Source organism: Pollutimonas bauzanensis (assembly GCF_900129885.1).
Classification (GTDB): domain Bacteria; phylum Pseudomonadota; class Gammaproteobacteria; order Burkholderiales; family Burkholderiaceae_B; genus Pollutimonas; species Pollutimonas bauzanensis.
Genome location: NZ_FQXE01000004.1, coordinates 393,733 through 414,579, shown reverse-complemented (window position 1 = coordinate 414,579; position 20,847 = coordinate 393,733). Strand labels below are relative to the sequence as shown.

Annotated in this window: 18 protein-coding genes; 1 reads left to right on the top strand and 17 read right to left on the bottom strand. The window is 60.1% G+C overall.

The genetic code is table 11. From position 1 onward, the window contains the following. Positions 1-13: 13 nt before the first annotated feature. The 7 genes from BUB23_RS10495 to mnmE form a co-directional block, all read right to left on the bottom strand. Positions 14-3,094, bottom strand: a complete 3,081-nt coding sequence (locus BUB23_RS10495) for a type I restriction endonuclease subunit R (RefSeq protein WP_073103040.1) — start codon at positions 3,092-3,094, stop codon at positions 14-16. A gap of 9 nt (positions 3,095-3,103) precedes the next feature. Beyond that, on the bottom strand, positions 3,104-4,405 hold the full coding sequence (locus BUB23_RS10490; RefSeq protein WP_084135941.1) for a restriction endonuclease subunit S: 1,302 nt from the start codon (positions 4,403-4,405) through the stop codon (positions 3,104-3,106). Next, positions 4,402-5,484, bottom strand: coding sequence for a virulence RhuM family protein (locus tag BUB23_RS10485; RefSeq protein WP_073103039.1), 1,083 nt, complete (start codon positions 5,482-5,484; stop codon positions 4,402-4,404). Before BUB23_RS10485 ends, BUB23_RS10490 begins: the two co-directional genes overlap by 4 nt. Continuing rightward, positions 5,481-7,667: a type I restriction-modification system subunit M gene (locus BUB23_RS10480; RefSeq protein ID WP_073103121.1), complete on the bottom strand. Its 2,187-nt coding sequence runs from the start codon at positions 7,665-7,667 to the stop codon at positions 5,481-5,483. Before BUB23_RS10480 ends, BUB23_RS10485 begins: the two co-directional genes overlap by 4 nt. A gap of 82 nt (positions 7,668-7,749) precedes the next feature. After that, positions 7,750-8,742 (bottom strand): restriction endonuclease, encoded by a 993-nt coding sequence (locus tag BUB23_RS10475; RefSeq protein WP_073103120.1) that lies wholly within the window; start codon positions 8,740-8,742, stop codon positions 7,750-7,752. A gap of 26 nt (positions 8,743-8,768) precedes the next feature. Then, positions 8,769-9,086 carry an HVO_A0114 family putative DNA-binding protein gene (locus BUB23_RS10470; RefSeq protein WP_073103038.1) on the bottom strand — a complete coding sequence of 106 codons (318 nt, stop codon included), beginning with the start codon at positions 9,084-9,086 and terminating at the stop codon, positions 8,769-8,771. Between the two features lie 460 nt (positions 9,087-9,546). Continuing rightward, complete coding sequence (gene mnmE, locus BUB23_RS10465; RefSeq protein ID WP_073103119.1) at positions 9,547-10,989, bottom strand: tRNA uridine-5-carboxymethylaminomethyl(34) synthesis GTPase MnmE; 1,443 nt, start codon at positions 10,987-10,989, stop codon at positions 9,547-9,549. A 91-nt stretch (positions 10,990-11,080) separates the two neighbouring features. Between mnmE and BUB23_RS10460 the strand changes: the two genes are divergently transcribed. After that, on the top strand, positions 11,081-11,377 hold the full coding sequence (locus BUB23_RS10460; RefSeq protein WP_073103037.1) for a YciI family protein: 297 nt from the start codon (positions 11,081-11,083) through the stop codon (positions 11,375-11,377). Positions 11,378-11,464: 87 nt separating this feature from the next. On the opposite strand, the gene BUB23_RS10455 is transcribed toward BUB23_RS10460, so the two are convergent. The 10 genes from BUB23_RS10455 to rpmH form a co-directional block, all read right to left on the bottom strand. Beyond that, complete coding sequence (locus tag BUB23_RS10455) at positions 11,465-12,898, bottom strand: catalase (RefSeq protein WP_073103036.1); 1,434 nt, start codon at positions 12,896-12,898, stop codon at positions 11,465-11,467. A 267-nt stretch (positions 12,899-13,165) separates the two neighbouring features. After that, positions 13,166-13,879 (bottom strand): ABC transporter ATP-binding protein, encoded by a 714-nt coding sequence (locus BUB23_RS10450; RefSeq protein WP_073103035.1) that lies wholly within the window; start codon positions 13,877-13,879, stop codon positions 13,166-13,168. Next, positions 13,879-14,622 carry an ABC transporter ATP-binding protein gene (locus BUB23_RS10445; protein WP_073103034.1) on the bottom strand — a complete coding sequence of 248 codons (744 nt, stop codon included), beginning with the start codon at positions 14,620-14,622 and terminating at the stop codon, positions 13,879-13,881. Before BUB23_RS10445 ends, BUB23_RS10450 begins: the two co-directional genes overlap by 1 nt. Beyond that, on the bottom strand, positions 14,619-15,626 hold the full coding sequence (locus BUB23_RS10440) for a branched-chain amino acid ABC transporter permease (protein WP_073103033.1): 1,008 nt from the start codon (positions 15,624-15,626) through the stop codon (positions 14,619-14,621). Before BUB23_RS10440 ends, BUB23_RS10445 begins: the two co-directional genes overlap by 4 nt. 9 nt (positions 15,627-15,635) lie before the next feature. After that, positions 15,636-16,556 carry a branched-chain amino acid ABC transporter permease gene (locus tag BUB23_RS10435; protein ID WP_073103032.1) on the bottom strand — a complete coding sequence of 307 codons (921 nt, stop codon included), beginning with the start codon at positions 16,554-16,556 and terminating at the stop codon, positions 15,636-15,638. A 54-nt stretch (positions 16,557-16,610) separates the two neighbouring features. Beyond that, positions 16,611-17,813 (bottom strand): ABC transporter substrate-binding protein, encoded by a 1,203-nt coding sequence (locus tag BUB23_RS10430; RefSeq protein WP_073103031.1) that lies wholly within the window; start codon positions 17,811-17,813, stop codon positions 16,611-16,613. A 223-nt stretch (positions 17,814-18,036) separates the two neighbouring features. Further along, positions 18,037-19,737 (bottom strand): membrane protein insertase YidC, encoded by a 1,701-nt coding sequence (yidC, locus tag BUB23_RS10425; protein ID WP_073103030.1) that lies wholly within the window; start codon positions 19,735-19,737, stop codon positions 18,037-18,039. 127 nt (positions 19,738-19,864) lie between these two features. Then, positions 19,865-20,098, bottom strand: a complete 234-nt coding sequence (gene yidD / locus BUB23_RS10420) for a membrane protein insertion efficiency factor YidD (protein WP_073103029.1) — start codon at positions 20,096-20,098, stop codon at positions 19,865-19,867. Further along, positions 20,095-20,463: a ribonuclease P protein component gene (gene rnpA / locus BUB23_RS10415; protein ID WP_073103028.1), complete on the bottom strand. Its 369-nt coding sequence runs from the start codon at positions 20,461-20,463 to the stop codon at positions 20,095-20,097. The genes yidD and rnpA overlap by 4 nt, the downstream gene beginning before the upstream one ends. Before the next feature lie 49 nt (positions 20,464-20,512). Next, positions 20,513-20,647, bottom strand: a complete 135-nt coding sequence (rpmH, locus tag BUB23_RS10410) for a 50S ribosomal protein L34 (RefSeq protein ID WP_023951589.1) — start codon at positions 20,645-20,647, stop codon at positions 20,513-20,515. Between the last annotated feature and the right edge of the window lie 200 nt (positions 20,648-20,847).

Below are 20,847 nucleotides of genomic sequence, written 5' to 3'. Positions count from 1 at the left end.
TCATGACAATTCATTACTGCGTTCCCGAACTCGATGCCCCCTCTCGCACGCGTCGAAAAATCTCGAATGCCAGATGTTCATGTGCGGCAGAACGAAAAGCCCTATCGGTCATGATTCGGGAAAATATTTCCTCGTTGCCTTCCATTCGGTCAATGAACAACTCGTCTAGAGCACGTTCCAGATAGGATGAAAAATTCTCCAGATTGTTTGCTCGTGCGGCTTCGACGATCTGTTCGTTACCTTCTGCTGTGGCACGGATCTGGTCGAAGAACAACTGGTCTGCCTCGTTAAAATCGGTGCCGAAACGCTCGTTGAGTTTGTCAACCAGGCTCGACAGCGCCACGGGCGCCTCAGCCACGCGCAAGGTGCCCACATCGGTCGGCCCCTTCAATGCGTCGGCATAGCCTTTACCAAGTTCGATGGAGCCTTCGGTTATCTGCTGCAGCCGGAAGTAGCGCAATGCCACCTCATCATCCAGCACAAATGCCTGCCCGTCGCCCGGAGGCGGCAGCTTGGCGATCAGGTTGCGGACGAAGGCATACAGCTTTTCAAGCTCGCTGTCCTGATAGGGAATGATCTGCGAGAGGAAGGCGTACAGATTCCGGTAGGCGGTGAGTTGCCCGCGAAATTCCTCCTGTTCGTGGTCCTCGCGCTCGCCGAAACGCTGCATCACGGTATCCAGCAAGGCATTCATCATGCGGTGGTCGTTGGCCGAGTGCTCACGCTTGGGTCGGTACCAAACTTCTGCGAAGGCATCCACATCGGCTGGCGCGAAGATCGCCCATTCCAATAGTTTGTGCTGCAATTCGGAGAGGCGGTGCGGACCGGCGTTTTCTCCAATGGGCGTCGTCTCGTAGTAGGGTTTGAACGCCTTGTAGATATCGTCTTCCGCATTGGCGAAATCTAGCACGAAGGTACGCGCCTTGCCCGGAGCCATGCGATTGAGGCGCGAAAGGGTCTGCACCGCCTGCACACCGGCCAGCTTCTTTACCACATACATCGTTTGCAACAGTGGTTGATCGAAGCCGGTCTGATACTTCTCGGCGACCAGCAGCACGCGGTAGTCGTCGCGCTCGAACGTCTCGGGCAGTTCGCTTTCAGTCAGTCCATCATTCATGGAAACTTCGGTGTAGGACGAGCCGGGGTCTTCCGGATCTTCCACCGTGCCCGAAAAGGCCACCAGCGAGCGAATGCCGGTATAGCCATTGTTCTTGATGTAACGGTCGAACGCCAGCTTGTACTTGACGGCGGCCAGCCGCGAGCCGGTGACAACCATCGCCTTGGCGCGCCCGCCAAGTTCGTGCATGACATACAGCCGGAAGTGCTCCACGATGACGGAAACCACCTGCTCGATGTTGACCGGATGCAGTTCGAGATAGCGTGTCAATGCTTTGGCCGCTTTCTTGCGCGGTACCTCCGGGTCATTCTCTACCTGTTTGATGAGGCCGAAGAAGCGTTTGAAGGTCGTGTAGTTTTGAAGTACATCCATGATGAAGCCTTCTTCGATGGCTTGCCGCATGGTGTACTCATGGAACGGCGATGTGCCCGATGGCCCCGGCTCGTCGAACAGCACCTTGGTCTTGAACTTCGGCGTGGCGGTAAAGGCGAAGAACGAAAGGTTCGGCTGACGCGCGCGCTTGAGGGCATCGCACAGCAGCGCCGCCCTGGCTTCATCGGAAAGATCGTCATCCTCCTCATCCGACATCTGCGCGGCAATCGCGGCCTCGATGCCGTCCTTGTTCAGCATCCCTTTGAGCGCGGTGGCGGTCTCTCCGCTTTGCGAGGAATGCGCCTCGTCCACGATCACGGCAAAGCGCTTGCCTGCGGTGTCGATCTTCACGCCTGCGCCCTTACCTTCAAGCGTGGAGAGCGCCTGTGAGATGAATGGGAACTTCTGGATCGTGGTGATGATGATCGGCGTGCCCTGCGACAGGGCGCGAACCAGTTGCTGGGTGTCCTCGTCGATTTTCTCGACCACGCCAGTTTTGTGCTCGAACTGGTAGATCGTGTTCTGCAACTGCTGGTCCAGCACGCGCCGGTCGGTGACCACTACCACCGAATGGAACACCTTTTCGTCATGGGTGTTGTGCAGGCTGGCCAGCCGGTGTGCCAGCCAGGCGATGGAATTGGATTTGCCCGAGCCCGCCGAATGCTGAACGAGATAGTTGCGCCCCGCGCCGTTCGCGCACGCATGGGCCACCAGTTTGCGTACCGCATCGAGCTGGTGGTAGCGCGGGAAGACCATTGTTTCCTTGCGGATGGTGCGCGCGCCCTTGTCGGTCTTGACCTGCCGCTCCTTCACCTCCAAGTGCATGAAGCGTTGCAGGATGTCGAGCAGGCTATCGGCCTGCAACACCTCATCCCACAGGTAATGGGTTCTCCAGTTGCCCTCGACAGGGGGGTTGCCTGCGCCATGGTTGTTGCCCTGGTTGAAAGGCAGGAATACTGTCTCCTTGCCCTTGAGGCGCGTGGTCATCCACACCTCGTCCGGGTCCATCGCGAAATGTACCAGGGCACGTTTCTTGAAGGCGAACAGCAGATCGCGCTCATCGCGTGTATCACAATATTGGCGTACCGCATCCGCCGCGCGCTGGCCGGTCAGCGGGTTTTTCAGCTCCGCCGTCGCCACGGGCAGGCCGTTGAGGCTCAGCGTCACGTCGATGATGCAGCGCCGGTTCTTGCCGTCAGCTTTCTTCATCACCGAGGTGAAAGCGACCTGCCGCGTGATGGTTAGTCGGTTTGCGGCATATAAGGCGGCGGCTTCGGGGTTCATGCCCGAGTTAGGGCGGAAATAGGCCAGCCGGAAGGTTTTGCCGTAGCACTTGAAACCGTGACGCAGGACATGCAGCGTGCCCTTGATGTCGAGTTCCTTGGCAAGGCTATCGAGCACCGTTGTTTCGGTCTTGGCCCCGAGCAAGGCTTCAAGTTGGCCCCATTTCGTTGCCTGAGTGTCTTTCAGAAAGCCGGTCACGTCATCGGGAAACAGCGCCAACGACTCGTCATAAGCGGCGGGCGGGCGCTTGGCATAGCCTCCCGCGCCGATCAGTCCGGTTTCGATTGCGGTTTCAAAATCGTTTTCGGTGTGGCCGGACATGGGCACTCCTTATCCGTTGAGTTCCGGGAGTTGGCCAGTGACGGCAGCGGTGATTAGTGCAGAGCGGTATTCGATTAATTTCTCGATAGCCTGAGAAACCACTATCGCGGTGCTCGAAAAATCTTGCATAACCGCCCATATCCATTTACCGATACTCTGCTGCTCGGCGATAGGTGGCAACGGGTGGCAAAGATTTTTCAGCGTATCTTGTCCAATATTCTGCATTGACCCACTGGTGCCTGTAGCTTCGCATTCGTACTGGAATCTAGCTAAAGGTGATCTTAAGAATGCAGTCAGATAGCGTCGATCAAGGCTATTGCTGACATCAAGTCGATAAAGTTTGTCGCAAAAAATAATATTTCCTTGCGTCTCTTCAACGATCGCAGCACTGCCAAGAAGTTCTTTTGTATTGGCGCGACTTACCAAGAGGTCACCAACTCGTACTTCATAACGAGTGATTGGCTCCAGGTCAGCCGGAAGAGCTTTGTTTTCTGACTCATCGTAATGCTCTCCGTTTACACATCCAACTTTCAATACACCCCACTCGCCTCTATCAGCAGGACGGTTTTCACATTGAGGCGACCATCCCTGTTCGATTTTATCTACGGAGAATCGAAGCCTTTGTCGTGACCAATGCGCCGGAATATCACCAAGCCAGTCGATTCCGGAGGGCTTCATGGGGACATCGGGGTTCAGGCCCTTGGTGACTGCGTGAGTGATGATGGCTTGGCGTTTTTCAGCCAGCCGGTCCAGAAGCGCGCGCTTCTTTTCGATCAACCCGTCGATTTGTGCGGTCTTTTCATCCAGAAACCTTGCTATGCGCTTTTGATCTTCTATGTCCGGCAACGGCAGAGGGTGGTGCCCGACTGTTTCCCAGTCCGCACGCGGCATCTTTGATCCAAAGGTATGCGAATCTACAGAATCAATGAATCCGAACGAGGTCAGTACATAGAATAGGTAGCGCGCATCTACTCGTTTCGATGGCCGTAGGCATAGCAACTCACCGGATGACGTGCCATTGAAGTCTGCATGAAACACCTTAGCCAAATACGGACGCAACTTGTTGAACAGAACATCTCCAGCCTGAAATAACCGACTGTCTGCTTCGTATGGTTGTAACTCTTCGTGCAGTAGTTTCCCCGTCCACGAAGCAATGTCCTCATTGGACAAATAAGGAAGCGTTGCACGCTGCTCTTCGTCTGGTCTTTCTGTAGACAAGGACACGTGCCATTTGAGCCAATCTTTCTTCCAGCTATCGGGAGCGTGTCGCACCCAATCAGGCAGTTGATCGCTGTTGGCGAAGTAACTCATTGATTTTTACTCCGTGTCTTGCGCTCCGCAACCGACGTTTTTGTGGCTTTCTTGCCTGTCTTCATGATCTCAGCGGATGTACGCAAATCCTCCAGGTACCGCGCCTCCGCTACCTGTTCGGCTTCAAGCCTCCGCCGCTCGGCAAATGCGTCATACTGTCCTTCGGCCCAATCCAGTGCCTGCTGGCGGCTGACCTTGCCGGCATTGTCCAGAACCGGCAGTTCGGTATCGCGCAGGAACTTGTCGAGAAAACCATCCCAGTCGGCGAGACGGATGTCCTGCCGGCGCATAGCGCGGAATTCGGCTTGGTCCAGGAACATCACGGTGATGCGGTTGAGGGTGTCGATTTCCTGTACATTCAGGTAGTTCTTGGCGGTACCCACGTCTTTCTTGAGAACATGACCGCCTTTCCAAGTGGTGACGCCCATGTTGGGCTTGGAGGAATCGGCGCGCTTGCGGATGATTTCCGCTGCGGTCAGGCCGGTGGCGGCGTAGTGCACCTTGTTCTGCATGGTGGCGAAGAAGCGCTGGGTTGCCTGGTCGCCTTCGCGGTAGTCGGCGGCCATGGCGAAGATTTCGCGGATGCGCTGGTAGACCCGTGCCTCACTGGCCCGGATTTCGCGGATGCGGGCCAGCAGTTCATCGAAGTAGTCCACCGGACTGGAGTTGCCCTTGAGCCGTTCGTCATCCAGCACAAAGCCCTTGGTCAGGTATTCCCCCAGGCGCGCGGTGGCCCACTGGCGGAACTCGGTGCCGCGCGCGGAGCGAACGCGGTAGCCGACGGCGAGGATGGCTTCCAGCCGGTAATGCTTGGTGTTACGGGAGACTGCTCTTCCCCCCTCCTGGCGAACTTGTAAGTACGGCTTACACGTTGCCGCCTCGTCCAGCTCGCCTTCGGCGTAAATGGCCTTGAGGTGCTGGGTGATGTTCTGGGGTGTGGTCTGATACAACTCGGCGATTTGGGCTTGGGTCAGCCAGACGGTTTCACCGGCCAGCAGCACGCGGATGCCGTCCGCATCGCCTCGGGCCGGGTAGATCAGCAGTTCGCCTTGCGTGGCGGGGATGATTTCCTTGCTCATGCCAGCAACCCTTTCAGCAAATCGGCGATTTCGCCTTCCAGTTGCCGGATGTCGGCCTCGATCTCCGGCAAGGGGCGCGGCGGCTTGTAGACATAAAAATGCCGGTTGATGGGGATTTCGTAGCCGACCTTGGTTTTGTCGTAATCGACCCAGGCATCAGCCACATGGGGCAGCACCTCGTTCGCCATGTAGGCGTCGATCACGTCGCGGAAAGCCTTGATCAGCCGGTCATTGGGTTTGTCCGGGCCAAAGTCCATGGGCAGCGGGAGTACGGTCCCTGCGGGCAGCGGAATGTTCTCGGTGTCGCGCAATTCGCTGTCCGGCTCCGGCCTGTCCTTGCCGTCGCGGCAAATCTTGGCATCCGGGTCGCGCTCGCCCAGTGCGGTGAAGATCACCTTCTTGATGGGGGCGGCCAGTTTTAGACCGGCATTTTTCGCTGCCCGGTCCCGATCGGCTTCGAATACCTTGCGATCCATGTAGCGGCCCTTGGCTTCCAGCGTAGCCAGCAGGTTGCGGATGGCATCTTGCTGTTCGCGACCTTCTTCGATCTCGCGTGCGGCGGCCTGGCCGTCCTTGCGCTTCTTGGAGGTGGCCAGGTTGGCGAAGGCGGATTGCTCGTCCAGCCTGGCGATACGCTCGGCCGTGGCTTCGAAGTTCATGCGCAAGGGGCGTTCCACCGTCACCTTGAGGAAGCCGAACTCTCGGTTCTCGAAGATGCAGGAGACAACGCGGGTTTCTTTCTCGCCGGTCTTATGGTCAATGACGACTTCTGCCGTCTCGCCATCCTTGAAGTTGCCATAGAGGCGGGTCAGCTCGCGTATCTGCGTTTCGGTGATCTCGTGGCGCTTGTTGTTGAGGCTTTTCTTCATGCGCTGGCAAAAGCGCGTGCCGTCGATCAACTGCACCTTGCCGCGCCGCTCGGGCGCCTTGCGATTGGTGACCAACCAAACGTAGGTGTAGATGCCGGTGTTGTAGAAAAGCTGGTCGGGCAGCGCGACGATGGCATCAAGCCAATCGTTCTCGATGATCCAGCGGCGGATGTTGGACGGCCCCGATCCAGCATCGCCAGAGAACAGCGGTGAGCCGTTGAAGACGATGGCGATCTTGGAGCCGACGGCGTTTTCATCCCCTGCCTTGTAGGGATGCATCTTCGAAATCATGTGCTGCAGGAACAGCAGCGAACCGTCGTTGATGGCTGGTAGCCCTGCACCGAAACGACCGACAAAGCCCAATTCCTTGTGCTCCTTCTCGACGATGGTCTTCTGGTCTTTCCATTCCACGCCGAAGGGTGGATTGGCTAGCATGTAGTGGAATTTTTCGCCCTCGAAACCATCGCGGGTCTTGCCGTCTCCCAGAGTGTCACCCAGCACGATGCTGCTGGTGTCCTCGTCCTTGATCAGCATGTCCGAGCAGCAGATGGCCCAGGATTCGTCGTTGTATTCCTGACCGAACAGGGCAAGATTGGCTTGGCTGTTTTGGTCGAGGATGAACTTTTCCGATTCCGACAGCATGCCGCCGGTACCGCAGGCGGGGTCGTAGATGGTGCGGAAAATGCCCGGTGTGTAAACGTCTTTTTCGCCTGTATAGACGAGGTTCGCCATCAGGCGAATGACTTCACGCGGAGTGAAGTGATCGCCAGCTTCTTCGTTCGCCTGTTCGTTGAAGCGCATCACCAGATGCTCGAACAGGTAGCCCATTTGCAGGTTGTCGATACGGTCCGGATGTAGATCCACATCGGCCATCGCCTTGACGATGGTGAACAGCCGGTTACTGGCGTCGAGCTTTTCGATCTGGTCGGTGAATTTGAACCTCTCGAAGATCGTCCGTGCCGTCGGGGAAAAGCCGTTGATATAAGACACGAGGTTCGGCGCAATGTTCTCGGGATCGCCAAGCAGACGCTCAAAGGAGAAGGGGCTGGTGTTGTAAAGAGGATACTTGCGCTTCGGGTCCGCCGCGCGTCCAAGCAGCCTTTCCATCGCACTTTCCGGCATGTTTTGCGCCGTCAGCTTATCGTATTTCTTAAGTACAGTGTCCTTAGTGGGCTCCAGAACGCAATCCAAGCGGCGCAGAACCACGATCGGCAACATGACCAGACGGTATTGCGGCGGACGATATGGGCCACGCAGCCGATTTGCGATTTCCCAGATGGCGCTTTTCAGCGCTTCGTGTGTATGGATATTCATCAAAACCTTTTCTTGTTCCAAATGCATAAGTTCGCCAACGCTGGTAGCGTTCTGGCATTAGCGAAGTGTCTTCTCGGCAAGCTCAAGCGGGCCAGTACAGCCGCTTCAGCGGCACGATACGCTTGGTCTCGGCATCGGTGGCGTCATAGTGCTCGATCAACGCACGGACCACATGGTCCAACGTCCACATCGCCAACGGGATAGAGGCGCGATCAGCTTCGTATTGCGCGTCCTTGCTAAAGCCGCCGGTACTGACGTACAGCCCGCGATCGTCCTTGTGGCGGCCGCCGAGGAAGCTGCGAATCTCCTGGCTGCCCATCTGCCCCTTGCGGTGCTTGACCTCCACGACGATGCGCGGGTGCTCGAAGCCGAAACCGTCGGGCGAGGCGACGATGTCCTTGCCCCGGTCGGAGCCGGCTGGGGAGACCTGGGTCTTGTAGCCCATGGCGCGCAGGATGCCGGCGACCAGTTGCTGCATGTCGTCCCAGTCGAGTTCATTAACCCGATCTTTGATGCGCTCCAGCGCCTGCGATTCGATGTCGGCTAGCGGGTCGGCGATCACTTCCTCGGCTTCATCTTCCACTGCCGGCGCAGGCTTGCCCTTCAATGCCGCCAGCACTTCTGCTGCCGCGCTGGACGGCACCTCGAACAGGGTCAGGGTCGCGCCCAGACTATTTTTTGTGCTGGTGCCCAGGCTGTCGCGTGGCAGTTCCTGCGCTTGCCATTGCACTTTGCGTGCCAGTGGCATTCCTTGCTCGGCCCACTCAGGGTGGTGCTCGGCCGGCCCTGACACTTTGCCGATTGAATAGACACGATTGGCCGGCGAATAGGTGACGATCCAATCGCCATCCTGGATGTCGTTGACGAAGCGCCAGACCTGAGAAGCACCTGAGATCACTGTCCCTTGTTTCGCCTGTGGTTCGGCAGACTGGTACTGGGCAATCAACTGCTTGCGCCCGATACCAGGCTTGGCGTGGGCGGCCAACTGGTTCCAGCCCACGGCAGCCACGCCGCGCTCCAAAAAAGGGTCGTACAGGCTGCCACCTTCGCCGCGCACCATCCACATCCGAGCCATCTTGTTCCCTCTTGTGCTCATGATCATCAGTCCAATACGACCAGGAATTCAGTCGCCAACGCGGTTGGCTGAACATCCCGGGCATTACGTTGCAGCGAGACCAGCCCATAGTCCGCCATCAGACGCAGAGTGCGTGATAGGTTCGGCACCTTGCGGCCGCTGAGTTCGGCCAGTTCCGTCAAAGACTTGGGTTGTTTGTCGTGGATCAGGCGCAGCAGACGGCGGTTATCGTCCGACAATACAGCTGCCAGCGATGCAAGAGACGGAAACCAAATGCTGGGAACGGCGCTCCCGCGAGGTAGCGAGCATGCCGGCTGCCGGATACCAACAATACAGCGCTTCATAATCGCGATCCAATGACACGTTAATCCGTTTATTGTATCAGTGTGTGATAATCATCGTCGATCAAAAATGCATACGAAGGGGCCAAATGGCTTCGCCCCTGTTGCCCAATAAGCGTAACGCTCGGCGCTATTACCTCAAGTCATTACCTCTATTCTATTCACATTGCCGTCACTGGCCTTCTGATAGCGGGCGGTCTATCGGTCGATAGACATCAGAAAAGGAGAGGTAAAGGAATGGCACTCGGGGGACAACGGCCCAACCCAGAAAAGAAAAGGGGGCCCTCCTTTGGATCCATGAAAGTCATCGCGCCATGGACTCCGGGTAACTTCGACCCAAATATGGGCCCGGATAGTGATGACTTCGACTGTATCACCGCATCCGTCAGCAGACAAAAATTCCCGCAATTACAAGATATCGAGCAAAATCAAGAGACGCCCATGGGCGTCCACAGACCTTGCCTCACTTCCCAATACAAAAACTGGAAAATATCTCCCCAAGCAAATCATCGCCGGTGAACTGGCCGGTGATGGCGCATAGATCTTCATGGGCCAGGCGCAGTTCTTCGGCGAACAGGTCGAGCACGCGGTCGTTCTGGCTGGCGTGTTCGGCGGCCAGGGCGAGGTGCTCGCCGGCGCTGTTCAAGGCATGCAGATGGCGTTCGCGGGCCAGCCAGGGGGATTCGGCGCTGGGGCTCCAGCCGGCGATGTCGAGCAGCTTCTGGCGCAGGATGTCCAGGCCGGCGCCGGTCTTGGCGGAGATTCCAAGGGCGAGTCCGGTTTGGGCGTGGGCATCTACTTTCCCGCTAGTCGCGCCGCTTGCCGCGCCAGTTGCGGCGGCCGGTTCCCGAGGCGTGCCCGCCAGGAATTTCGCCTGCTGCGCAGCATCCAGCAAGTCTATCTTGTTGAAGACCTCGAGCACCGGCGTGCGCGCCGGGAGGCGGCGGGTAATGGCGGTGTCGAGCTCATCGGTCTGCGCGCGCGCGTCCTGCAGGTGAATGATGACGCTGGCCTTTTCGATCTCGGCCCATGTCCGGGCTATGCCTATGCTCTCGACGGTGTCGTCGGTGTCGCGCAGGCCCGCGGTGTCGACAATGTGCAGCGGCACGCCTTGTATGTGGATTTGCTGGATGACTTTGTCGCGCGTGGTGCCGGCCACGGGCGTCACGATGGCGATGTCGTCGCCGGCCAGGGCATTGAGCAGGCTGGACTTGCCGACATTGGGCTGGCCGGCCAGCACCACGTGCAGGCCTTCGCGCAGGATCATGCCTTGCCGGGCCTGGGCCGTCAGGGCCGCCAGGTCGCCCTGGATCTCTTCCAGAGCGCTGCGGGCCTGGTATTTCTCCAGGAAGTCGATTTCTTCCTCGGGAAAGTCCAGCGTGGCCTCGACCAGCATGCGCAGGCGCACGATGCGCTCGCTGAGGGCGTTGACGCGGGCGGAAAAGGCGCCGCTCAAAGAGGCCATGGCGCTGCGCGCGGCGGCTTCCGATGAGGCATCGATCAGGTCGGCGACGGCCTCGGCCTGGGCCAGGTCCAGGCGCTCGTTGAGGAAGGCGCGCTGGGTGAATTCGCCCGGCTCGGCGTGGCGCAGGCCCAATTCCTTGCCGGCCTCGATGCAGCGCTCCAGCACCCGCCGCAGCACGGCCGGGCCGCCGTGGCCCTGCAGTTCCAGGACGTCTTCGCCGGTGTAGGATTGCGGGCCTTTGAAGAACAGGGCGATGCCGGCATCCATGGCTTTGCCGTCCTCGTCATTGAACGGCAGGTAGTGGGCGTGGCGCGGCGTGAGCGGCGCCTTGAACAGCCTGGCCAGCAAGGGTTCCAGGTTGCCGCCCGAAATGCGTACGACGCCTATGCCGCCGCGCCCGGGGGCGGTGGCGATGGCGATAATGGGTTCGTGGGAGCGCAGGGTCATGGCGGCATATGGCTAAGTTGGGAAAAAGCGTACTACTATTGGAATCCGGACACAGTTTAAACATAAAAATCTGCGAGGAACCATCATGCCATACCTGATCGAAACCTTTGACAAGCCGCACACCCAGGCCCTGCGCCAGGCCTTGCGCGACAAGCACCTGGACTACCTGGAAGGAAACAAGGACCTGCTGCTGGCTTGCGGGGCCAAGCTTGAAGATGATGGGACCGGCGGCACGGGCAGCGTCTACATCGTCGATCTGGAAACGCGCGCCGAGGCCGAGGATTTCGTGAATGGCGATCCGTTCGCGGTGGGCGGCCTGTTCGAGCGCACCGTGATTACGCGCTGGCGCAAGGCCTACCTGGACGGCAAGTGCTATCTATAGGCCATAGGCCGGATTAGCGGCGTAGCCGCGTAATCCGGCGCTGCTGCAGGCGGGCCGAGGCAGGCCTGCAGCAGCGCCTGCTGCCTGTCAGGCCAGCGCCCGGATGGCCGCGGCCACGCCGGCGCCGTAGGCGGGGTCGGCCTGGCCGCAGTGCTGGATATGGCGTTCCTGCACGTCTCTGGATGCGCCGGAAATCGCCCGCGCCGTATTCTCGAACAGGGCCTGCTTTTGCTGTTCGCTCATCAGGCGGAACAGCGCGCCGGGCTGCGAGAAATAGTCGCTGTCTTCGCGGTGATTCCAGTGGTCGGCGGCGCCTTCGATGGACAGGGGCGGTTCGCGGTAATCGGGCTGTTCCTGCCATTCGCCCTGGGTATTGGGTTCGTTGGCGGTGATGCGGCCATGATTGCCGTCGACGCGCATGGCGCCGTCCCGATGGTAGCTATGGAAAGGACACTTGGGCGCGTTGACCGGAATCTGGTGGTGATTGACGCCCAGGCGGTAGCGCTGCGCGTCGCCATAGGAAAACAGGCGGGCCTGCAGCATTTTGTCGGGTGAAAAGCTGATGCCGGGCACCACGTTGGCGGGCGCGAATGCCGCCTGCTCGACTTCGGCAAAGAAATTTTCCGGATTGCGGTTCAATTCCAGCTGGCCGACCTCGATGAGCGGGTAGTCGCCATGCGGCCAGACTTTGGTCAGGTCGAAGGGATTCAGGTGATACGCGCCGGCGTCTTTCTCCGGCATGATCTGGACGTACATGGTCCAGCGCGGATAGTCGCTGTTTTCGATGGCGTCGAACAGGTCGCGCTGCGAACTCTCGCGATCCCGCCCCACGACTTCCTGGGCCTGGGCGTCGGTAAGGTTCTTGATGCCCTGCTGGGTCTTGAAGGTGAACTTGACCCAGTAGCGTTCGTTGTCCGCATTGATGAAGCTGAAAGTGTGGCTGCCGAACAAATGCATATTGCGGAAGCCGGCGGGGATGCCGCGGTCGCTCATGACGATGGTGACCTGATGCAGGGCCTCCGGCAGGCCGGTCCAGAATTCCCAGTTGTTCTGCGCGCTGCGCATGCCGGTGCGCGGGTCGCGCTTGACGGCATGGTTCAGGTCGGGGAATTTGAGCGGGTCGCGGAAAAAGAAGACGGGCGTGTTGTTGCCGACCAGGTCCCAGTTGCCTTCCTCGGTGTAGAACTTCATGGCGACGCCGCGGATATCGCGCTCGGCATCGGCTGCGCCGCGTTCGCCCGCCACGGTGGAAAAGCGCATGAAGACTTCGGTCTGCTTGCCTATCTCGGAAAAAATCCTGGCGCGGGTGTATTGGGTGATGTCGTGCGTGACGGTAAAGGTGCCGTAGGCGCCGGCGCCCTTGGCGTGCATGCGACGCTCGGGGATGACTTCACGGTCGAAATGGGCGAGCTTTTCCAGCAGCCAGACATCCTGCAGCAGGGCCGGGCCGCGCGGACCGGCGGTTTGAATGTTCTGATTGTCGACGACGGGTGCGCCGGCGGCGGTGGTAAGTTTTTTCATGGCAAGCCTTCGGTGATGGGTACTAAGGACAACATTGGCGAATACGGCTGCTTCGTCGGCGAACGCGGAGACTGTTCGCTTGAGAAAGCAGGCATTGAAGGGAGTTTATAGAGCCAAGGCCGGAAAGTGAAATTGATTGATATCAACACAACGATAGTCAGAGACTATACATCAGGGCCGGGGCGCGCGGGGGCGCCTTCGGCGCCGCATTGGTCTTGCCTCGCTTAACCTCGCCCTGAAGGGCGAGGCTTGCGCTTAGGCTCGTGGTCAAATTCCCATATAGGGTTGCAGTTGCGCGCGCTGTTCCCCCAGCTCGGCGGAAGTGCCGGCCCATACCACCCGGCCTTTCTCGACAATGTAGTGATGGTCGGCCAAAGGCAGCAGGGAGTTCAGGTTCTTGTCTATGCAGAGTATCGCCAGGCCGGTGTTCTTGAGTTCGGCCAGGCAGCGCCAGATCTCGCCGCGGATGATGGGCGCCAGCCCTTCGGTGGCCTCGTCCAGTATCAATAGCCGCGGGTTGGTCATCAGCGCGCGGCCTATGGCCAGCATTTGCTGTTCGCCGCCGGAAAGGTTGGAGCCCAGGTTGCCCGACCTTTCGGCCAGGCGCGGGAACAGCGCGTAGATTCTTTCCAGATTCCAAGGCCTTGCCGAATGCTGCCGGTTGTGGGCCGTGGCGACCAGGTTTTCATGAACGCTCAGATTCGCGAAGATCTGGCGTCCTTCAGGCACCAGGCCGATGCCGGCGCGGGCTATCTTGTAGGAAGGCTGGCCTCCGATGTCGCGCCCGGCAAAACGGATGGAGCCGCGCGTGGGCGCCATCAGGCCGACGATGGATTTGATGCTGGTGGATTTGCCCATGCCGTTGCGTCCCAGAAGGGTCACGAATTGCCCGGCATGCACCCGGAAATCCATGCCGAACAGGGCCTGGCTGCTGCCATAGCAGGCGTCGATATCATTGACTTCAAGCAAGGGCGCCGGCATCAGGCATCGTCTCCCAGATACGCGGTCCTGACTTCGGGGTTGCGGCGGATGTCGCCGGCGCTGCCGCAAGCGATGCCGCGCCCATATACCAGGACGGTGATGCGATCGGCCAGTTTGAAAACGGCGTCCATATCGTGCTCGACCAGGACGATGCCGTACTGGCCCTTGAGGCTCAGCAGCAGTTCGGTCATCTGCAGGGATTCGGCCTGGCTCATCCCGGCCATGGGTTCGTCCAGCAGCAGCAGGCGGGGCTGGCCGGCCAGCACCATGGCGAGCTCCAGCTGGCGTTGCTGGCCGTGGGCCATGTCGGAGACCGGAACATGCAGGTGCCGGCCCAGTCCGACCCGCTCGAGCGCTTCTTGCGCCGGCGCGATGAGCGATTGCTGCTTTCCGGCCGGAGACCAGAAGCGGAAGCTGTGGCCCTGGTGCGCCTGCACCGTGAGCATGACGTTCTGCAGAGCGGTAAAGGGCGGGAATATGGAGGTGATCTGATATGAGCGCGCCACGCCGCGCAGCGCGCGCTTTTCGACGCGTTCCTTGGTGATGTCCTGGCCACTGAAGAAGATCTGTCCGGAATCGGGCCGGATCTCGCCGGCCAATTGGCCTATGAGCGTACTCTTTCCGGCGCCATTGGGGCCGATGATGGCATGCGTTTCTCCAGCCTGTACATCGAAATCGAAGTGGTCGGTAGCGGTCAGGCCGCCATAGCGCTTGACCAGCTTGCGCACGGATAGCAGGCTCATGATGCCTCCTGGCCGGCCGCCATGGCTGCCGGCTTCGCGCCGCGGCGCCGGTCCAGGATGGCCAGCAGGCCCATCAGCCCCAGCCGGCTGGTGGCCGCCACCAGGACGATCAGCGGGCCGAAGATCACCATCCAGTGCTCGGTCAGCGACTTGAGCCATTCTTCGGCGAGTATCATGGCCAGGGCCCCAAACAGCGGGCCGAACAGGGTGCCCATTCCGCCCAGCATCACCATGACGATCAATTCGCCGGAGGTGGTCCACGACATGTACGAGGGCGACGCGAACTGGGTAAGGTTGGCGTACAGCAGCCCGGCAACGCCGCACAGTGCCGCCGAAATCACATACAGCGCCAGCCGGTACCGGAAGCTGGGAAATCCCAGGGCCTTCATGCGCTGGTCGTTGATCTTGCTGGCCCGCACGGCCACGCCGAAACGGGAATGGACCAGGCGATGGCAGGCATACAGGCTCAGGCAAAGCACGATGAACGAGGCGAAATACAGCGTCAGCGATGCGCCAAGGTCGATCCCGCTGAAGTTGCTGCCACCGGCGAGCCTCAGGCCATCGTCGCCGCCGTACTGGCTGAGGCTGACAAACAGGAAATAAAACATCTGGGCGAAAGCCAGCGTGATCATGATGAAGGAAATGCCGCTGGTGCGCAGGGCGATGCTGCCGGTGACCAGGCCGACGATGCCGCATACGGCCAGGGTGGCCAGCAGCTGCAGCCAGCCATTGTCTATGCCGTGAAACCCCAGTATGCCTGCGGCATAGACGCCCAGCCCCAGGAACAGGGCATGGCCGAAACTGACCAGCCCGCCGTAGCCCAGTATCAGGTTCAGCGAAGTCGCGGCGATGGCGAAAATCAGTATGCGGGTGGCCAGGGTGACGACAAAGGGTTCGGCAACGCCGCGCGCGTATAGCGGCACCAGGGCCAGCAGTATCAGCAATGCGGTGCTCAGCACGGCGCTGCTGGACCATCTTGCTCGCATCAGGCAGGTCAAGCTCATCGGTATCGCTCAGGTATTGTGCACGGGAAAGAGTCCCTTGGGCTTGATGGCGAGCACCAGCGCCATCAACAGGTAAATCATCATGGACGCCAGCGCGGGGCCGGCAATGTCGGCGCTGCTGCGTTCCAGCACGCTGCGCAACAGGGAGGGCAGCAATGTGCGGCCCAGGGTATCGACCACGCCGACGATAAGCGCGGCGTAAAAGGCGCCGCGTATCGAGCCTATGCCGCCTATGACAATGACCACCATGGTCAGGATGAGGATGGGCTCGCCCATGCCCGCCTGAACCGACATGATGGGCCCGGCCAGCAGGCCGGCCACCCCCGCCAGCACGGCGCCCAAGGCAAACAGCAGGGAATTGAGCAGCACGATGTTCACGCCCAGCGCGCCGACCATGGTCCGGTTGGTGGCCCCGGCCCGTATCAGCATGCCTACGCGGGTGCGATGGATGAGCAGATAGCAAGCCGCCGCCACCAGCAGCCCGGCCGAAATGATGACGAAGCGATAGGCCGGATAGCGTATGCCCAGAAGATCTATGGTGCCGCCAAGGAATTCGGGGACTTCCATGTAGAAAGGCGAGGGCCCCCATATCATTCTTGCCAGCTCATTGAAAAACAGTATCAGGCCGAAGGTGGCCAGCACCTGATCCAGGTGATCGCGCTGGTAGAGCTTGCGCAGTGCTATCCATTCAAGGGCGAGGCCCAGCGCCAGCATGGCGGGCACCAGCAGCACCGCGGTCAACAGGAAGGAATCCGTGTAGCCGTAAATCGAGGCGGCGAAGAAAGCGCCCATCATGTACATCGAGCCATGCGCCAGATTGACGAAGTTCATGATGCCGAAAACCAGCGTCAGGCCGGCGGCCATCAGGAACAGCAGAACGCCCAGCTGCAGGCCGTTCAGGAACTGGATGACAAATAATGCTGGGCTCAATAGCGGCTCCGGGTCATGCTTCGCGGCCGGCCTGGCAGCCGGCCGCGGTGGAGTTTACTTCATCGGGCACTGGGCGGCGAAGTTGGCGCGGGTCTTGATGTCTATGGGACTGACGGCCTTGAGCTCGGCCCCGTCGGCGCCGGCCACGACATCGACCCGGTAGAAGCCGGCATCCGGGAATTGATTGGAGGCGAACTTGAAAGGCCCCCGCACCGAGGCGAAATCGGCCGCCTTGAGCGCGCCGCGGAAGGCCTCTTTGTCGCTGATGTCGCCCTTGACCTTGGCGATCGCCGAATCCAGCAAATTGGCCGCGTCATAGGACTGCGCCGCATACATCGACGGCACGCGCTTGTAGGCTTTTACAAAGGCCGTCACAAACTGCTTGTTCTGCGGGTTGTCCAGGTCCGGCGCGTAAGGGGCGCTGGTAATGACGCCCACGGCCAGCGACTTGAGCGCGGGCAGGGTGCTGCCGTCGATGGAGGCCGCCGAGATCAGGGGAATCTTGCCCAGCAGGCCCGCCTGGCGGTATTGCTTGACGAAATTGATGCCCATGCCGCCCGGGTAGAACACATAGACCGCGTCCGGCGCCGCCGCCTGCAGCAGGGCGATCTCGGCGGAATAGTCGGGCTGGTTGACCTGGGTGTAGGCCTCGTCGATGACCTTGCCCTTGTAGTCGCGCTTGAAGCCCGACACGGCATCGCGGCCCGCCTGATAATTGGCCGCCATCACATACATGTTTTTATAGCCCAGGTCGGATGCCAGCTGGCCCCCAGCTTCATGCAGCTGATCGTTGTCCCAGGAGGTGGAGAAAAAGAACGGCGAGCAGGACTTGCCGGCGATGGGGGCGGGGCCGGCGTTGGAGCCGATGAAGAACACGCCGGCGTCGGTGATCGGCTTGTGGATGGCCATCATGACGTTGGAAAAGGTCACGCCGGTGATGATGGCCACGTTCTCGCTTTTGAGCAGCTTGGTGGCGGCCTGTACTCCCACATCGGGCTTGAGCTGGTCGTCCTCGCGTATGACTTGCACGGCAACGCCGCCCAGTTTCCCGCCCTTTTGCTCGAGCGCCAGCATGAAGGCGTCGTATTGGTCTTGTCCGAGCGCCCCGCCGGGACCCGACAGCGTGCCGATGAAGCCGATTTTCAGGGGCTGCTGCGCAAAGCTGGCGCTCGCGCCCAGGGCGCCGAGAAGCGCCGCGGCGGCCAGGCTGTGGCGCAGGAACCGGCGATGCCGGGCGGGCGGGGTATGGGCGGTCATAAAGTCTCCTGTTCGCGTCGGCGGTCCCGGCAGGGCCGCAATCCGACAATGCTAGTGTTCGTTCTGGGTGATGTGATTCATCAGCATCGCCAACTTACATTAAGCCTAAAGCTTTTTCCATCGGGAATTACCCAATGCCGTCCGGCTGCGGCGGCCATGGCGCCGGCGGATATGGCAAGGGCGCCCGCGAAAGGCGCCCTTGTCGTCGGCCGGCGATGCGCTATCAGCGCGTGGCGGCGGCTTTTTCCTTGTCCAGCTTGTGCATGATGTAGCGCTGCTGGGCGATGGACACCGAGTTGTTCACGCACCAGTAAAGCACCAGGCCGGCAGGGAAGAAGAACATCATGCCGCCGAAAACCAGAGGCATGATCATCATGATCTTGGCCTGGGTGGGATCGGGAGGCGTGGGGTTGAGCTTGATCTGCAGGAACATGGTCGCCATCATGAACGCGGGCAGGATGAACCACGGGTCGCGGGCGGCCAGGTCGTGGATCCAGAGTATCCATGGGGCGCCACGCATTTCAACGCTGCCCAGCAATACCCAGTAAAGGGAAATGAACACCGGAATCTGCACCACCATGGGCAGGCAGCCGCCGAGCGGATTGATCTTCTCGTTGCGGTACATTTCCATCATGGCCGCGTTCAGCTTGGCCTTGTCGTCGCCGAATTTCTCGCGCAGGGCCTGCATGCGCGGCGTGACCTGTTTCATCTTGGCCATCGAGCGGTAGCTGGCGGCCGACAGGGGGTAGAACACCAGCTTGATCAGCAGCGTCAGCGCGACTATCGTCCAGCCCCAGTTGCCCAGCATGGCGTGCAGCCAGGTCATGATCTTGAACAGCGGCTTGGCGATGATGGTCAGCCAGCCGTAGTCGACCACGAGTTCCAGGCCGGGGGCCAGCGCGCTCATGGCTTTCTGGTCCTGCGGCCCGACCCAGAGGTTGGATTCCACAGCCTTGTGATCGCCGGGCTGGATGGCGCCGACCGATTCGATGCTGCGGATGGCGTACAGGTTGTCGGACAGGCGCAGGGCTTCGTTGTGGCGCACCACCCCTTCGGCGGGCACCCACGCCGAAGCGAAGTAGTGCTGGACTATGCCTATCCAGCCGTTGTCGGCTTCCTTGGTGTAGCTGCCCTTGCCCTTGTCGATGTCCGAGAATTTTATCTTCTGGAATTTGTCCTGGGCGGAATACAGCGCCGTGCCGGTGAAGGTGCTGTAGAACGACGAGGTGTCGGACGGGTCCTTGCCGTCGCGCACCAATTGCAGATACAAGGCGGGATTGATGGGCGCCGCACCCAGATTGTAGATGTCGTGCTCGACCTGGATATCGTAACGGCCCTTGTGCAGGGTGTAGGTCTTGACGACCTTGACGCCATCCGCCTCGGACTCGAAAACCACCTTGAGCGTATCGCCCGTGAGGCTGTTCTGCGAAGAGACCAGCTTGAAGGGGGTCAGGTGCGTGGGATAGCTCTGGCCGGCCGGCGCGCCTATCACGCCGGACTGGGCCAGGTATACCGACGAGGCCGAATTATCCAGCAATACCATGGGCTGGCCGGTGCCGCCGGGCGCCGTATACTTGAGCAGCTCGGCCTTGACCAGCTGGGCGCCCGCCGTATCGAAAGTCAGGTCGAAGACATCTGTCTTGATCTGGACTTTTTCAGAAGCGCTTGCCTGCTTGTCGGCGCCGCCGGGCACGGTGCCGCCGGCCGCGTCGGCGACAGGGGCGCCAGGCGTGCCGGGGGCGGCAACCGGGACGCTCGTGTCGGCAGGGGCGGCGGACGGCGTCTGCGCCGGGGCTGCGGTCTTGCTTGCGGTGGAACTGAAGCCAAACAGCGATGCTTTGCCGTTATGGACTTGCCAGTTGTTCCACAGCAGCAAGAGCGAGAAAGAGAAAATCATCCAGAGGATGGTGCGTCGGATATCCATAGCGCCTGTTTCAAGTTAAAGCTGAGCAAAAGCCCAACAGTTTAACGTAGCTCAGCTGAATCTGAGATGAGCAGAAAATTATTCGAAAAAACTGCAGCGGGCCGGTGCTTTGGGCAGTGCGCCCCCGCTACCGGGACCTGTGTTTCGGTTCTGGCACCGGATCATAACCGCCCGGGCACCATGGATGGCAGCGCGCAATGCGCCGCGTTCCCAGCCAGAGCCCTTTGATCGGGCCGTGTGTTTCAATGGCTTCTATTGTGTAGGTGGAACATGTGGGCGTAAAGCGACAGCTCCTGCCTACCCAGGGGCTGAGAAAATACCGGTAGAACCGGATGGGTGCGATGAGCAGTGGCTTGATCATTGCATGGCACGGTTGAGCAGGGCGTCGATTTCGCTGCGCACCAGTATTTTAAGCTCGGTGAGCGTAAACGGCCCGACTTTCGAATGCAGGCGGAAAACCAGGTCGCGCGCAGGAAGCTCATGCCTCTTCTGCCGGAAGGCCTCGCGTATGACGCGCTTGATGGCATTGCGGGTGACGGACTTCGCGGCGTAGCGCTTGGCGATGACAAGGCCGAGCCTGGCGCGGGCCGGGTCCGGGCCCGCGGGGGCGTCGCGCGGCGTGGTCACAACGAACAACGCCCCTCTGGCAAGACGTTTGCCCTTGAGGGCAGACATATATTCCGAGGGGCGGTGCAGGCGGGCCGCAGCAGGAAATGTGGCGCGCATAAAGCTTGCGCCAGCCGTAGCTATCGGCTGGGCGCAAAAGCTTTTGGGCTTATACGGCCAGGCGCTTGCGGCCTTTGGCACGGCGCGCATTGATAACGGCACGGCCGCCACGCGTTTTCATGCGGACGCGAAAACCGTGGGTACGCTTGCGACGGGTGACGGAAGGTTGGAAAGTGCGTTTCATTGGAGATCCAAAATAAAAGAGCTACCAGAAACCCGTACAGAAATCCTCTGTAGTATCGGCCCCGGCGTTAGAAATTCTTGTAAAGCCCACCATTTCATCAAATTTTTATAGTTTAGTCAAACGGTTAGCATAAATACTAGGGATAGTTCTTGACCTGGCTTGTGGATAACTATCCCATCAACAGGGTAGAATCGAGGTTT